The following is a 14382-nucleotide window of genomic DNA, read 5'->3' on the forward strand; positions in this document are numbered from 1 at the left end:
CGCGAGCCTGTTACGCGAGGGCGCTTGTCGCGGCTGACGAGGAACTTGCGCAGCGCTCTCGGGTTGGTGAGCGCTGCGTTGGCCGGCGCGGGCCGCGGGGCCATCCTTGAGCCTCGCGGCCTCTCGGTATCGCCGCGTGCCGTCGAGCAGGCCCTCGTGTCCGTGCGCCTGTCTGCGAGGATTCATGCTGCACGTGGGTGGAGGGCTGCCTGCGCCTCGAGGCGTTCGCATTCCAATGATTCCGGCGGCGCTTGAGCGGGTTCGCCGGCCCGCAACCGAGGCAAGGTGCTGCGGAGTCATCGCCTGCGTCGCCACCACAGCATCAGGCCCGTGAGCCCGTACGCGGTCAGCGCGGCTCCGAACAGGAAGGTCAGTCCAGTCCACACCGGCCCCCACAGCGCGCCCGTGTGGAAGGGATAGACATACGAATAGGCACGCGTTCCGGGGCCCAGCCCCGACCACCGATCTGCGCGCAGTAGCGTCGCGTTGTCGGGATGAATCCACACCGAGGTCAGTCCATTCGGATGGGGGTCGTCCGGGAGCCGCAGGCGAACCCGGATCGGCAGCGAGGGTTCGGCCGGGATGTGAACGTATCCAACCGTCGCCTCGGGGAATGAGGTGCGGGCCCGGACGACGGCCTGCTCGGCGATCTCCGCGCGCGCAGGACCGCCCGACACGCGCGGTGGTGCGAGTGGCGCGTTATCGCCGAGGGTGTTGAGCATTCCCGCCAGGGGCGGCCATGCCATGTAGGCTCCGGAGAGCACGGTAAGGCAGACGAACACGCCGAGCACCGCGCCGGTCACCCTGTGCCAGTCGAAAAGCGCCAGGCGACCAGCGGCCGACCAGCGGATGGCCAAGGCATACCTCCATCGCGTGGGCCACCACAGGTAGAAGCCGGAGGCGAGCATCAACAGGTAAGCAAAGGCGGCCACGGTGAGCACCACCTTGCCTGCCTCTCCGGCGAACAAGTTGCTGTGCAGTGCGAAAAGCACGCCCATCATCCCCTCCGCCTCGCCGCGGTGGCCGAGGATCTCGCCCGACGCGGGGTGCAGATAGACGGTTCCTTTCCAGTGTCCCCTCACGTACGCCTGGAAGGATTCCCGCGCGTCGCGGGGCGGGCGGAGGGTGAGGTCCGCATCCGGGCCCAGATCGGCCCTGAGCCGCGCCACGACCGCACCGTAGTCGACCCCGGAAGCGTCAGGCACATGGAACAGCGCCCGATTGAGCGATTCGTCGAGCGGCTCCGCGAGCAGCATGGCGCTGCCGCTCAGGCCCGCGACCACCAGCACGGCCCCGAGACTGAGGCCGACCCAGCGATGCACCTTCAGCCACACCCGCCGCAGCCGCTGACGCGGTGCGGAGGCCGAGCGCATGCCTGGCTTACCAGGCATGCTTGTAGGTGGCGTGCAGGGTGGCGCCCGATGCGGCGGCATGGGCGACATTGCCGTACACCCCAGGCGTCACGACGGTCTGCGCGAAGGTGTTGTGATACTGCTTGTTGAGCAGGTTGTTGATGCCGAAGGCGAGCGTCCCCTGCTTGCTGACCTTGTACTGGCTTGCCCAGTCCAGGATCGCGTAGTCATCGATCCGGTTCTGGTAGGGGGACGTGCTGGTCGCCGGGAAGCGATCCCGTTCCGCGCTGTAGGCCAGTTGCAGGCGGTTGAACCATTTGGGCGTGGTCTGGTGCTCCAGGTACAGGGTCAGCTTGGGCGGGGCGATCGCGTCGTTGCCCAGGTAGCCGATCTCGGTGCCGGTCGCGGTGTACTTCTTGCCCTCCACCCACGAGAAGGTCCCTCCGCTGCGCAAGCTGTCGGAGAAGCGATGATCGAGCGTCGCCTCGAAGCCGTAGATCTTCTCCGGCGCGCGAACGATCGGCGCGTTGAGGCCGCCCGAGCGTGCGCCGAGGTCGTTCTCGCTCCAGAACACGGCCAGACTCGCTTCGGTGCTGCCCCAGTAGGTGCGCACGCCGAGCTCGTAGTTGTCGACCACCTGGGGCTGGGTGTTGAGCGTGGCAAAGGCGCTGCCGGCGGGGGCGTTGCGCAGCGTCAGCCCCATGTCGGGCAGCGAGAAACCCTGGTTGTAGCTGGCGTAGAGGTTGATGCGTTCGTCGAGATCGAAGACCGCGCCGACGTTGTAGAGCGTGTCGCTGTAGCGCTTGTCCCCGCCGCCCACTGCCCCGCCGTTGAGGTTCGTGTAGTCGCCGACTTCGACGTCGAACTTCTCGTGACGCAGACCGCCACGCAGGATCAGACGATCGGTGGCCTGCCACTCGAGCTGAGCGAACACGCCGGTGCTGACGATGTCGTATTCAGGCACCCAGGTCCTCACCTCCCCGGTGCTCTGGAATCTGCGTCCGCCCGAGGCGGCATAGATCGCAGGGTCGTGGACGTAGCCGGACTGGGACGTCGATTCGCGGATGTGGTCCGCGCCCCAGCTCATCGTGACGCCATGGCGCTCGGAGAGAAGCGTGTCGAACTCCAGGCGGCCGCCGTTCTTCGAAGAGTCTATGAAGGATTGAAAGATCTCAGGGCCGGCACCTGTGCCGTCATGGCGTCGGAAGGGCGCGTAGACCGTCTTGTAGTCGCGCGTGAACAGCTGGGCGTGCATCTTGCTGCCCCAGACGTCCGCGTTGCGGTAGTCGAGCGAGAGGAGGCTGTTTTCGGTGCCTTCGTTCTTGTCCAGCGCCAGGCCGGAGATGGCGCGCGACTTGTGCCCGCGCAGGGGCGTCGACGGAACGCTCGGGTCGGTCGTGTAGCGGGTGTCCTGGTCGGCCTTGTACGCCTGCGCCGTGAGCTGGATGTGCTGGTTCGCATCGAGCCTGTAGCCGAGTTTGCCGAGCACGCTGTAGCTGCGCGTCTCCGCCAGGCTGCCCTGGTTGGCACCCGAGGGCGGGATGCGGTCGCCGTCGGCGTCGAAGAAGGCGCCGGTCTGCTCGGCCGCGACGTTGGCAAGAAACTCCAGATCGTCCTTCGATCCGGAGCTGGTGTGGCGGATCGTCGTGCCGAGGCTGTCCGAAGGGTGAGACAGCGAGAGGTTGCCGCCGACCTCGGTGACGTGCGTGACGGAGCCGCTGCCCTTGCGCGTGATGATGTTGACCACGCCGCCGGTGGCGCCGTCGCCATAGATTGCGGTGGCGCCGCGGATGACCTCGATGCGTTCCACCGCCGACGGATCGATCAGCGTGAGGATGCGCGCGCCGTTGCGGTTGGTGCTTTGCGGCACGCCGTCGATGAGGACGTTGATGTTGCGGCCGCGAATGGTCTGCGTGAACGTGCTCGGCGACTCCCGCCCCAGCCCGAAGCCGGGCACCAGCTTGCCGAGGATGTCGCCGAGGCCGCTCCCCGCGCTCACCTGCCGTTCGATCTCTTCACGCCGGACCACGGTGATCGACTGCGGGACGGTATCGATCGTGGCTTCGGAGCGCGTGGCGGTGACCGTCACCGCAGACAGGGCGGTCTCGGGGGCCGCCTCCTGCGCGTAGCTGAGAGCGGCGCAGGCGCTCGCAACGGCCGTGGCGAGGATCTGCTTGGTAAGGCGTGTCGTTCTCGGGGCGCACGGCTGCGCCAACATGTGAGTCATGTTCATCGTGTTTCTCCATGAGGAAGGTGGGAAATGAGCCCCGTGAGCGGGTTTGCGACTAAATCGGGAGCGAGGCGTGGTTATCGCGCGCCAGCGGGAATTCCCCGTGCCGGATCTGCACGCCTCCTGCGGCGTCGACGCCCGGATCGATTTCCCATGCGTCTCCACCGTCGCCGGTGACGAGGCGCCGCCGGCCGCGAACCGTCGTCGCGCACACCCGTGGCGTTTCAAGGATTGCGCGTGCATGAGCGTGCTCATCCCGGAGCGCGGTCACGCCGGCGGTCGTGCAGCTCACGGCGAAGAGCTCGCCCACTGCGACGATGTCGCCCGCGTAATCGCCACAGCGCGCACGCAGGTCCGCGTCAGCCTCGCCGTAGGCGAGGTGGCGGCCCCTCAGATGCGCGAACAACGGGCGGGCCGAGCGACTTTCGTTCTGCATGGACACCGCGAGCTGCCCGTCGGCCATCCACTCGAGGGCATGCGGGCCGATGCCGCCGCAGGGCCCGGCGGCCAGCCGTTGCAGGGCGCGCGCATCAGGCGCACGTGGCGGGAGGAGAAGGTCGTCATGATGTGTCGGAAAGTCAGCCTGCTCCCGAGGGGAGCTCGTCAGCAGCCATTGGAAGAAGCGGGGGCGTGCGCCCGAACGGCGCGCGCGCCTTCCCGCATTGCACGGCCAGGTCCGCATGGGGGGGGGCCATGGCGGACTTGCCACCGATGGACCTGGTTGGCTGGCTGGCGAACTGCCGAGTGCGACGTGCTGGCAGCGGGGCTGGCTGGCTATCCCGGTTCTCGTGAAACGAATGAGAACCGTTACCATCTTACATGAGAGTGACTCTCATGTAGACTTCTTGTGTGATCAGGGCGTCTGCAGCCGTGTGGCGGGAAACTCCGCCTCCCATTGGCGTGCTCCCGCCGTGTCCCACGCGGCGACCCGCAGCACGCGCGCGCTGGCCGGGCCGGAGAACTGCAGCGTGCAGAAGTTGCGCTGCGTGACCAGCGTCCCGGCCACCTCGCGCACCGGGAAGGGGCGGGGATGGACGCGTGCGGTCAGCGGTGAGCACGTCAGCTCGGTGAGCGGGTAGGTGCCGGGGCGTTCGCGCTCGGTCAGGTGGGTGTAGTGGATGTCGCCGGAGATGAAGAACACGCCGTCGATGCGTTGGGCGACGAGCCAGTCCATGAAGGCCTGGCGCTCGGCGGGGAAGTTGTGCCAGCCCTCGCCGCCGCGCTGCTCCGCCGAGGGGCGGTCGCTGAGCATTCGGCTGCCATTGACGACGAGCTTGAACGTGGCGTGCGAGTTGCGCAGTGCGTCCCTGAGCCACGCGAGCTGCCGCGCACCGAGCATGGTCCGCGCCGGGTCGGTGCCGGCATCGTCGTCGCGGTGGTAGCGGTCATCGAGCAGGAAGAGCTCGACGTCGCCGAGCGGCACGCGGGTAAAGACGCCGGGCACGTCGGGCAGACCGTAGCCCGGATTCGCCCAGTAGTCCTTGAAATGCGCCAGCGCCGTCGCCTTGAGTGCGAACTCGCGGTTGGCGTTGTTCGGCCCGTAGTCGTGGTCGTCCCAGATGGCGACGTGCTGGCCGGTGCGCAGCAGTCGCTGCAGCGGCGCGAAGCTGCGCGTGGCCGCCCAGCGCTGGTGCATGCGTGCGGCGGCCTCGTCCGCGGGCTCGAAGTCGCTGTCGCGGTAGTAGATGTTGTCGCCGAGCCACAGCATGACATCGGCCTGCCGGGCGGCGATGGTGTCGAAGATCTCGAACCCCGCGCCGAACGAGTCCTTCGTGAGCGTGTGAGGCGGGTCGGGGATGTAGCTGCACGAGCCGGTGGCGATGAGCAGCTCGCGTGGGGCGAGCGCGTCGGCGGGGGCGGTGGTGAAGGCGGGCGTGTCGTCGAGCTCGACCGCGGTGCCGTCGATCAGCACGCGGTAGGCGTAGCGAGTGGCGGGCTGCAGGCCCTCGAGTTCGACGCGCGCGCTGTGACCGCGCTCAGTGCTGACAGCGACCGGCGCACTGCGCTTCACCGCGGCGGGCTGCGCCAAAGGCCAGTATTCGAGCTGAACCTTTGCGGGGCCGTCGGTCATCAGCCATATGCCGACGCGCGCGGGGGTTGCCGGGCCGGCCATCGGACCACCGGCCAGCGCGGCCGCGCCGGCGGCGGTCATGTGCAGCGCCAGCAGCGCAGTCAGCATGAGGCGACGCGCGGTGTGAAGCGCATGGGACATCACGCGCCATCCGGAAAGGTGCGCGGGCCGTGGCGCCATTCTTCCGACTGCCGTTCCCCTGGGGTGACGATCGCGGGAATGCACTCCGCCCGGGTCATCCATTCGCATGCGAGTCGTCTGCTCGCGCCTCCAAATCCGGCTTTCCCCGGGCCTCCTGGATCTCTCGCTCCAACTTTCTCCTTGCCAGCGCGATGACCAACTTCACAAGCACGATCATCACGACCGCGACCACGATTATGGAGAGCATCGAGGCGCGATTGCCTCCTTCGGGCGTTGCGGCCATCACCGCAGCGCTGAATAGGCAAGCGCAAGAACCGGTCAATACTGCTGCCGCATGCTTCATGAAGAACCTCCTCGCCGATCCCTTCGTCGTGCGCATCATGGGGTCACGACCAGATGAGCGGGTAGTGTCGCAGATCGCATGGCCTTGGGGCGAGCGACAGCAGTGGCCGCTGTCGGCCCCCGGCCCCGCCTTGGCGTTATAGTTCGGCTTCCCGATCCTTCCTGGTCCGTCCCGCTGGAAGCCGTGCTGCGCCTCCTGGCGCATGGCTCTTGTGATCCTGTCCGAGCGGGACACCGTTTCCGTCCGCGAGCCTTCGATGTCAGCACCATCCACTGCCACGCCTGTGTCGCCTGCCCCTGCCGCGTCCGATGATCGGCAGGGCGCTGTCACGCTTCCCCCAGTCGAATACCGTATCCGGGTGGCCGATCCGGGGGCGCACCTGTTCGCGCTCGAGTGCGTCGTTCCGGAGCCCGATCCGCGGGGGCAGGTGGTCAGCCTCCCGGCCTGGATTCCGGGCAGCTACATGATCCGCGAGTTCGCGCGCAACATCGTCGGCATCGCCGCGCTTGCCGACGGTGAGCCGTGCGCGCTGGACAAGCTCGACAAGCACAGTTGGTGCGCTGCGGTGAAGCCGGGGACGCGCAAGCTCGTCCTGCAGTACCAGGTCTACGCATGGGATCTGTCGGTGCGCTCGGCCCATCTCGACACGACCCATGGCTTCTTCAACGGGACCAGCGTCTTTCTCGCCGTCGCCGGCCGCACTGGCGCGCCCTGCATCGTCACCATCGAGCGGCCGGAAGACGACAGGTGCAGGAAATGGAAGCTGATCACGGCGATGCCGCCCGAGCATGGGCGGGCCGCCGATGGCTGCCGCTTCGGGCGCTTCCGTGTGTCGGATTACGACGAACTGGTGGACCATCCGGTGGAGATGGGCGATTTCACGCTGGCGCGCTTCGAGGCGGCAGGGGTCGTCCACGACGTGGCCCTCAGCGGGCGCCACGGCTGCGATCTCGACCGCCTGTGCGCGGACCTGCGGCGCATCTGCGAGTGGCAGATCGCGCTCTTCGGGGCGCCGGCGCCAGTGGACTACTACGCCTTCCTCACGCTGGTGGTGGGCGACGGTTATGGCGGACTGGAGCACCGCGCCTCGACCGCGCTGATCTGCAGTCGTGCCGACCTGCCATGGAAGGGCATGGAGGGGCTGCCCGAGGCCTATCGGAGCTTCCTCGGGCTGTGCAGTCACGAGTACTTCCACACCTGGAACGTCAAGCGCATCAAGCCCGCGGCGTTCACGCCCTACGACCTCACGCGCGAGAACCACACCCGCCTGCTGTGGGCCTTCGAGGGGTTCACGTCCTATTACGACGATCTTGCCCTGGTGCGCAGTGGCGTGATCGGTGTCGACGACTACCTCGAATTGCTCGGCAAGACGATGTCGAACGTCATGCGCGGCAGCGGGCGCCTCAAGCAGAGCGTGGCGGAATCGTCCTTCGACGCGTGGACGAAGTACTACCGTCAGGATGAGAACGCCCCGAACGCGATCGTCAGCTATTACGCCAAGGGCGCGCTGATCGCGCTCGCGCTCGACCTGCAGCTGCGTGCGGGCAGCGCGGGTCGAACCAGCCTGGACGACGTCATGCGGCTGCTCTGGCAGCGCCATGGCCTGAGCGGCCTGGGCGTGCCCGAGGACGGCATTTATGCCGCCGTGCGGGATGTGGCCGGCGAGGGACTCGGGCGGCGGCTTGCACGCTGGCTGCAGAAGGCGGTCGAGGGCTGTGATGACCTCCCGCTCGCGCGCCTGCTCAAGCCCGTGGGGGTGACGCTCGAGGCTGCGCAGGCGAGCCCGGCTCCGGTGCTGGGCATCAAGCTTGCGGCAGGCGGTGGCGAGGCGAAGGTGGCGAACGTGTTCGACGCCGGCCCTGCCCAGAGGGCGGGCGTGTCGGCGGGAGACGTGCTCGTCGCCCTCGACGGCCTGCGCATCGCAAGCGCGAAAAGCCTTGAGGACATGCTGTCGCGGCGACGCGCAGGTGACGAGGTGAGCGTGCACGTCTTCCGACGCGACGAGCTCATGAACTTTCGGTTGCTGCTGGCCGAGGCCCCGGCCGACAAGTACGGGCTCAAGCTCTCCGAGCGCGCCCCGGCGGGCGCACGTGCGCTGCGCAAGGGCTGGCTTGGGCGCTAGCAGGCGGGGCGCCCTGCCGGCTCGGTTCAGTCGGCTGCTGCGGAGCGGGGAAGGAGCTTCGGGCGCCAGTAGCGCCAGGCGAGGAAGGCGAACAGGCCGCCCATGATCAGCCAGAAGCCCACGCCCTGCCAGTACGCGATCGGATCGGTGGCGAGGAAGTAGTCCCGCGGCGGGCGCACGAAATGAATGCGTCCGCTCGCGAGGGCCTGCACGACCATGAAGAGTGCGGCAAGGGCGGGGGCGAACCAGACCACCAGCCCGGCGCCGACGATCACCCGGTCGAGCGCTGGAGAGCTCTTGCGACGCGGACGATAGACGCTGTCCACCCCGAACCAGATGGCCAGCAGCAGACCCACCGCTGCCGCGAGCGGGCCGACCGCCATGGCGGCGCCGAGCAGGGTGGCGGCAGCCATGAAGGTGGCGCCTTCCATGCGCACGATCTCGGGCCACAGGTGGTCGAGCTGCGAGAACAGCAGCCACGAAGCCGGCAGCGCGACGAGGCTGACGAGGAGGCCGAAGAGTGCGCGGCGGCGGGCAAGATCGCCGCGCAGTGGAGCGGGTCGTGCCGCAGGCGTCACGGCGGAGAGGGAAGAGGCGGGGGTCGAAGGCTCGGGCATCGGGAGGAGGCAGCGTGCGGGCTGGGTATTCGTTGTTGGATGAGGCGAAGGCATGCGGGGCGCAGTGTACTACGTCCGTCGATGCACGCCGGGCGACGGCGGCCGTGTCTGGATTCGGGCGCTGCCGGCGTGTGCGCGCGGTGGGACTCAACCGAAGTAGCCATGCACGAACCACTCACCCGGCGCGTCCAGGCAGTTGAAGACCCAGCACAGGGATTGGTCGACATCGCGTGCCAGGTAGTAGTCGCGACGGACCACCTGACCATCCCACCAACCGGTCTCGATGCGCTCGGCATCGCCGAGCAGGGTGAGGCGCTCGGGAGAGATCGCTCCTGGAACGGGAAGGAGCCAGAGCGGACGCAGTCGCTCGTGGGCCTTGGATGTGGTGCGCAGGGTCTTGGCAGGAGCGCTTCGTCCCGCCCCCGTCGTGCGCGGAACGGCGCCGGGTTCGCAGGCGAGCCAGGCTGATTCCGGGCGATGGTCGCCATGTGCGTCGAGGCGGTAGATCGCGCTGCGCCCCAGGCGTGCCTGCAGGCGCGCGAGCAACAGGGCGGCGTCCCGGTCCGAGGCCGATGGATCGCCGAACAGGTCGCTACTGGCGGGGCGTGCGTCCACCGCGTGTTCAGCCTGCAGCCTGAGCGCACGGACCTCGTCATCGAGACGGATCGTGGCAAGGCGCTCCCGGGCGATCAGGGCGAAGCGGGCTTCGTCCTGGCTGGGTTCGCCCATGGCCAGCTCGAGCAGGGTGGGGGGGCGGGACGTGTGTTCCAGCACCAGCGAGCACAGATCCACTGCAGCATGATGGGCCTGGAGCCAGCCCGCCAGGCTGGCAAACAGTCTGCGTGCGGCGAACAGCAGGGCTTCGGCCTGATGCGTGGAGGCGGGCAAGGCAAGCCCGTGGTCGAAGCGCGCCGGCGGTTCGAACCAGGGGCGGGGGTCGGGCAGTTCGCCGCGGGCGCGTGCGAGCGTGCGCGCGGCGGACTGTGCCTGGCGGCGGGCGAGACCGGCAGCGGGCAGACGGCGCACCTCGCCAAGGGTGCGCAGGCCGAGGCCTTCGAGCAAGGCCAGCGTGTGTGCGTCGCAACTGCCGTCTTCACCGAGCAGGGGGAGCGGGAGCGGGTCGATCATGGATAACCAGTGCGCGGGCGATGCGTGACCGTGCGTGACCGGGGGCAGCGGTTCGGGGGGCGCCGATGTGGCTGCGTCGCCTTCTGTCTGCAGTGCACGGGCAGGGTCGAAGCTCAGCCCTGTGCGGGCGAACCAGCGCGCGGCGAGCGGCGTGGGCGCGCAGCCCGTGCGGGCCTCGAAGCCGAGTTCGGCCTGGAGTGCCTCCCGGAGCGTGCGCTCGATCCGGCTCGCGCCGCCGAACAGGCGCAGGCAGGCGGAGATCTCCATCAGCACCGCATCGGGTGGAGACAGGCTGATGCGCGGGCTGAAGCGTCCTGCCCAGGTGGCGATCTCGGCGAGCGCCGCATGCTCACGGGCGGTGTCGCGCGGCTGCAGCCGCAGCTCGGGCACCAGGGCGAGCGCGCTCGTGCCGCGCATTCCAGGGTGGACGCCGAGTGCTTGTGCGCACGGCGTCACCTCCAGCAGGGTCGTCCCCGGGGGGGCGGCGACGATGGCGAGCGGGAGGGCGTCGCGGATGCCGCGGGTGAATACCTGGAGCGGCAGCGCCGGCAGCAGGATGGCGAGCCAGAGCATGCGTGCAGGCCGGTTTCAGCGTACGCGTTCGAGCATGCCCGGGCGCGTCATGGACCCTGTTGGCGAGAGGGGCGGCAGTGCATCGGTGTCGACCGCTGTCGGGCGTATGTGCAGCAGCACGGGGCGGATGGCTGGCGGCCCCTTGCGCTTGACGATCCGCACTTCGAGCTGTCCGCCGCGGGCGGCGAGCGCGAGGCGCAGGGGGGCGGGCGAGGCCTGACCGGCGGCGTCAAGCGGTCGGAACAGGAACAGGGGCGTGGCGCTGTCCTCGGCGGCGAGCTGCAGCCGGCGCAGGCCGCCGCTGTCGATCTTCGGCAGCCATGCGAGCACGGCCGAGCAGCTGCCCGAGACGGTTGCCTGGCGTGCTGCCCAGAGCAGAGTGCGAGGCTGTTCGGGGCGTACGATCAGCAGGCGGGAGAGCGGCACCCCTGCATCTGCCAGTGCCGGCGCGTAGGGCAGCAGCGGCGGCGCCAGCCACACGATCCATTGCTCGGGGCGCGTGCGCTCGAGCACCGGCAGCAGCATCGACAGCTCGCCCACGCCGGGGCGTTCGAGCAGCAGCTCGATCAGGGCGCCGAGCGGCCATCCGCCACCGGGCAGTTCGGCGTCGAGGGTATCGAAGCCGGTGGAGCAGACCTCGCCACGGCTCTGGGCGAGGTGACTGGCCTGCCAGACGCTGCCTGCCGGCAGTCCGGCCAGCAGCGCGCGGACGGACGCCGCGGACGGATCCTGTTCGGCAATGCGCGGGGCGATGGCAGCCATGGCGGGCATGATGCGAGGGGAAGGGTGGGGCAGAGGGCGCGGCGCACGTCGGCGAGGGGGCGGCCGATGATGCTCAGTGATCCTTGCGGATCAGGCCGACCATGACGCCTTCTATGACCACCGGCGCGCGCCGGGTGTCGATGACGATGGGGGCGTAGTCCGGATTGGCCGGCAGCAGCTCGACCACCGTGCCCTTGCGCTGCAGGGTCTTCACGGTGACGTCGTCGTCCACACGGGCGACCACGATCTGACCGTTGCGCGCCTCGGCGCTGCGATGCACGGCGATGAGGTCGCCGTCGAGGATGCCGGCGTCGCGCATGCTCATGCCGCGCACGCGCAGCAGGTAGTCCGCCTTGGGCGAGAACAGGGACGGATCGAGCTGGTAGCGCGCCTCGACGTGTTCTGCGGCGAGGATGGGGCTGCCGGCAGCGACGCGGCCGACCAGCGGCAGGCCGAGCGCTGCGGCCAGGCGGATGCCGCGGGCGCGGCCTTCCTCGAGCAGGATGGCGCCCTTGGCGGCGAGCGCGCGCAGGTGGGTTTCGGCCGCGTTCGGCGAACGAAACCCGAACGCGGTGCACACCTCGGCGCGGGTGGGCGGACGGCCTTCGGACTCGACCGTGGCGCGGATGAAGTCGAGGATTTCCTGCTGGCGTGCGGTGAGGGTTTCGCTACGGGCGCTCATGACGGCCTCCATGGGGATGGCTGTAATTTTAAACAGTTGTGCGCCGAGAGCAAGCCTCCGCGTTCGTCAGCTCCTGATCTGGGTGCCGCCGCGTTCAGGGCATCAGCACCGCCGCCCCCTGCAGTTCTCCGCGGCGCAAGCGTGCGAGCGCCTCGTTGGCCTCGTCGAGCGCGAAGCGCGTGACCTCGGTGCGTACCGGCACCTTCGGTGCCAGGGCGAGGAATTCATCGCCGTCACGCCGGGTGAGGTTGGCCACCGAGACGATGCGGCGTTCTCCCCACAGGATGTCGTAGGGAAACGCCGGGATCTCGCTCATGTGGATGCCCGCGCACACCACGACGCCGCCCTTGGCGAGGCTGCGCAGCGCGGCGGGAACCAGTTCGCCGGCAGGCGCGAAGATGAGCGCGGCATCGAGCGGCTGCGGCGGCCTGTCCTGCCCGCTGCCGACCCAGCAGGCGCCGAGCTGGCGGGCGAAGGCCTGGCTGGCGGCGTCGCCGGCGCGGGTGAAGGCGTGGACCTCGCGTCCCTGCCATACCGCCACCTGCGCGATGATGTGGGCGGCGGCACCGAATCCGTACAGACCGATCCGGCGCGCGTCGCCGGCCATCGCCAGCGCGCGGTAGCCGATGAGGCCGGCACAGAGCAGGGGGGCTGCCTCGGCGGGGTCGGCCGCCTCGTCCAGCGCGAAGCAGTAGCGTGCGTCGGCGACCGTGTATTCGGCGTAGCCGCCATGGATCTGGTAGCCGGTGAAGCGGGCGTTGTCGCACAGGTTCTCCCGCTGGCTGGCGCAGAAGCTGCAGTGTCCGCAGGTCCAGCCGAGCCAGGGCACGCCCATGCGCTGGCCATGCCGGACGCCTGAAACGCCGGCGCCCACCGCGGCCACGCGACCGACGATCTCGTGCCCGGGAATCATCGGCAGCGCCGGATCGGGCAGTTCGCCATCGATCAGGTGGAGGTCGGTCCGGCATACGCCGCAGGCTTCGACGCGCAGCAGGATCTGGCCGGCGGCCGGCCTTGGGAGCGGGCGTTCGACCGCCTTCAGGGGCTCGCCGGGGCTCTCGAGCAGCATCGCGCGCATGCTCGAGGGCAGGGTGGAGTCGTCGGTGCGGGAGAGTCGGGTTGCCATGGGGCGCGCTCCGGTTGCGGTGGCGATGATGCACTGCGTCTTGAGCCGTCGCCCGATCTGGGCTATTGCTTCAACACGGTGTCGGCTGGCGGCACCCCACGCACCGACCCAACCAGGGAGGAAGGCCAGAATGCTCGATCGATCCCACGTCCAGGAGCAGTCCAGCGCGGGTAGTGTTCGCCGGGGGTCTCGGCTAGAATCCGGCCCACATCAGGGAGAACACATGCTGCAGAGCGGAGACATCGCCCCCGCATTCACCTTGCCGGACGCCGACATGGAAATTTTCGACCTCGCGTCGGTGGTCGGCAAGCAGAATGTCGTTCTCTACTTTTATCCTCGCGACAAGACGCCGGGCTGCACGCTCCAGGCCGCTGACTTCAGCGACCACGACGACGAGTTCGCCCGCTTCGACTGCATCGTGGTCGGTGTGAGTCCCGACGACTGTCTGACCCACGCCGAGTTTCGTGACCAGGAGGGATTGTCGATCCGCCTGCTTTCCGATTCCGACACCGACGTGTGCCGGCTCTACAACGTGTGGCAGGAACGGGAAGTCGACGGAGTGAAGAAGATGGGCGTGCGGCGATCGACCTTCGTGATCGACAAGCAGGGCAGGATCCGCCACGCACTCTACGATGTGACGCCTCGCGGCCACGCCGCCGCGGTTTTCGAACTGGTCAAGGAACTGGAACCTCAGAATGCAAAACGAAATCGTTAAGAACAGCATCGTCACGCTGCAGTACACGGTGCGTGACCCGGATGGCGCGATCATCGATGACGGCCATCACCCCCTGGTTTATCTGCATGGCGGCTACGATGGCATCTTCCCGGTGCTCGAAGAGGCCCTGCACGGCAAGAAGGTCGGCGAGACGCTGCAGGTCAAGCTGCAGCCCGAAGATGCGTTCGGCGACTACGACGAGGAACTCATCCTGGTCGAGGACGCCAAGCTCTTCCCCGAGAACATCAAGGTCGGCATGAGCTTCGAGCGCGTCTCCGACGACGGCGAGGAAGATCTCGTCTATCGCATCACCGACATCGCCGACGGCAAGGTCGTGGTCGACGGCAACCACCCGCTGGCAGGCGTTGCGCTGGTGTTCGACGTCACCGTCGCCGAAGTGCGTCCGGCGAGCGCCGAGGAGATCGCCCACGGTCACGTTCATGGCCCTGGCGGTCATCACCACTGATCCCGATCGAGGGGCCGCGTGAGCGGCCCTTTTTCATCGCTGCCCCCGGTCCCG

Annotated in this window: 13 protein-coding genes; 4 read left to right on the forward strand and 9 right to left on the reverse strand. The window is 68.7% G+C overall.

The window, feature by feature from the left end:
• Nucleotides 1–296: 296 nt before the first annotated feature.
• The 4 genes from AAG895_RS08815 to AAG895_RS08830 all read right to left on the reverse strand — a co-directional run bounded on the left by AAG895_RS08815 (nucleotide 297) and on the right by AAG895_RS08830 (nucleotide 5794).
• On the reverse strand, nucleotides 297–1373 hold the full coding sequence (locus tag AAG895_RS08815; protein WP_345795119.1) for a PepSY-associated TM helix domain-containing protein: 1077 nt from the start codon (nucleotides 1371–1373) through the stop codon (nucleotides 297–299).
• A gap of 7 nt (nucleotides 1374–1380) precedes the next feature.
• Nucleotides 1381–3585, reverse strand: coding sequence for a TonB-dependent receptor (locus AAG895_RS08820; protein WP_345795120.1), 2205 nt, complete (start codon nucleotides 3583–3585; stop codon nucleotides 1381–1383).
• Nucleotides 3586–3637: 52 nt separating this feature from the next.
• A complete protein-coding gene (locus tag AAG895_RS08825; RefSeq protein WP_345795121.1) occupies nucleotides 3638–4045 on the reverse strand; it encodes a hypothetical protein in 408 nt (135 codons plus the stop codon).
• A 390-nt stretch (nucleotides 4046–4435) separates the two neighbouring features.
• Nucleotides 4436–5794: an alkaline phosphatase D family protein gene (locus tag AAG895_RS08830; protein WP_345795122.1), complete on the reverse strand. Its 1359-nt coding sequence runs from the start codon at nucleotides 5792–5794 to the stop codon at nucleotides 4436–4438.
• Nucleotides 5795–5985: 191 nt separating this feature from the next.
• On the opposite strand from AAG895_RS08830, the gene AAG895_RS08835 reads away from it, so the two are divergent.
• Nucleotides 5986–6279 carry a hypothetical protein gene (locus AAG895_RS08835; RefSeq protein ID WP_345795123.1) on the forward strand — a complete coding sequence of 98 codons (294 nt, stop codon included), beginning with the start codon at nucleotides 5986–5988 and terminating at the stop codon, nucleotides 6277–6279.
• A 141-nt stretch (nucleotides 6280–6420) separates the two neighbouring features.
• On the forward strand, nucleotides 6421–8259 hold the full coding sequence (locus AAG895_RS08840; RefSeq protein ID WP_345795264.1) for a PDZ domain-containing protein: 1839 nt from the start codon (nucleotides 6421–6423) through the stop codon (nucleotides 8257–8259).
• A gap of 26 nt (nucleotides 8260–8285) precedes the next feature.
• On the opposite strand, the gene AAG895_RS08845 is transcribed toward AAG895_RS08840, so the two are convergent.
• The 5 genes from AAG895_RS08845 to AAG895_RS08865 form a co-directional block, all read right to left on the reverse strand.
• Nucleotides 8286–8876 carry a hypothetical protein gene (locus AAG895_RS08845; protein WP_345795124.1) on the reverse strand — a complete coding sequence of 197 codons (591 nt, stop codon included), beginning with the start codon at nucleotides 8874–8876 and terminating at the stop codon, nucleotides 8286–8288.
• A gap of 147 nt (nucleotides 8877–9023) precedes the next feature.
• The gene (locus AAG895_RS08850; protein ID WP_345795125.1) at nucleotides 9024–10577 is read right to left on the reverse strand and encodes a DNA polymerase Y family protein; all 1554 of its coding nucleotides are present in this window, start codon (nucleotides 10575–10577) and stop codon (nucleotides 9024–9026) included.
• Between the two features lie 15 nt (nucleotides 10578–10592).
• Nucleotides 10593–11339, reverse strand: coding sequence for a translesion DNA synthesis-associated protein ImuA (gene imuA / locus AAG895_RS08855; protein WP_345795126.1), 747 nt, complete (start codon nucleotides 11337–11339; stop codon nucleotides 10593–10595).
• A gap of 73 nt (nucleotides 11340–11412) precedes the next feature.
• The gene (gene lexA, locus AAG895_RS08860; RefSeq protein ID WP_345795127.1) at nucleotides 11413–12021 is read right to left on the reverse strand and encodes a transcriptional repressor LexA; all 609 of its coding nucleotides are present in this window, start codon (nucleotides 12019–12021) and stop codon (nucleotides 11413–11415) included.
• Between the two features lie 94 nt (nucleotides 12022–12115).
• Entirely contained in the window at nucleotides 12116–13147 is a 1032-nt protein-coding gene (locus tag AAG895_RS08865; protein ID WP_345795128.1) for a zinc-dependent alcohol dehydrogenase family protein, read from the reverse strand.
• A gap of 223 nt (nucleotides 13148–13370) precedes the next feature.
• Between AAG895_RS08865 and AAG895_RS08870 the strand changes: the two genes are divergently transcribed.
• Both AAG895_RS08870 and AAG895_RS08875 read left to right on the forward strand, forming a co-directional pair.
• Nucleotides 13371–13862 carry a peroxiredoxin gene (locus tag AAG895_RS08870; RefSeq protein WP_345795129.1) on the forward strand — a complete coding sequence of 164 codons (492 nt, stop codon included), beginning with the start codon at nucleotides 13371–13373 and terminating at the stop codon, nucleotides 13860–13862.
• Nucleotides 13843–14328, forward strand: a complete 486-nt coding sequence (locus AAG895_RS08875; RefSeq protein ID WP_345795130.1) for a peptidylprolyl isomerase — start codon at nucleotides 13843–13845, stop codon at nucleotides 14326–14328. The genes AAG895_RS08870 and AAG895_RS08875 overlap by 20 nt, the downstream gene beginning before the upstream one ends.
• Nucleotides 14329–14382 lie beyond the last annotated feature (54 nt).

This window comes from Thauera sp. JM12B12 (assembly GCF_039614725.1).
Taxonomy (GTDB): domain Bacteria; phylum Pseudomonadota; class Gammaproteobacteria; order Burkholderiales; family Rhodocyclaceae; genus Thauera.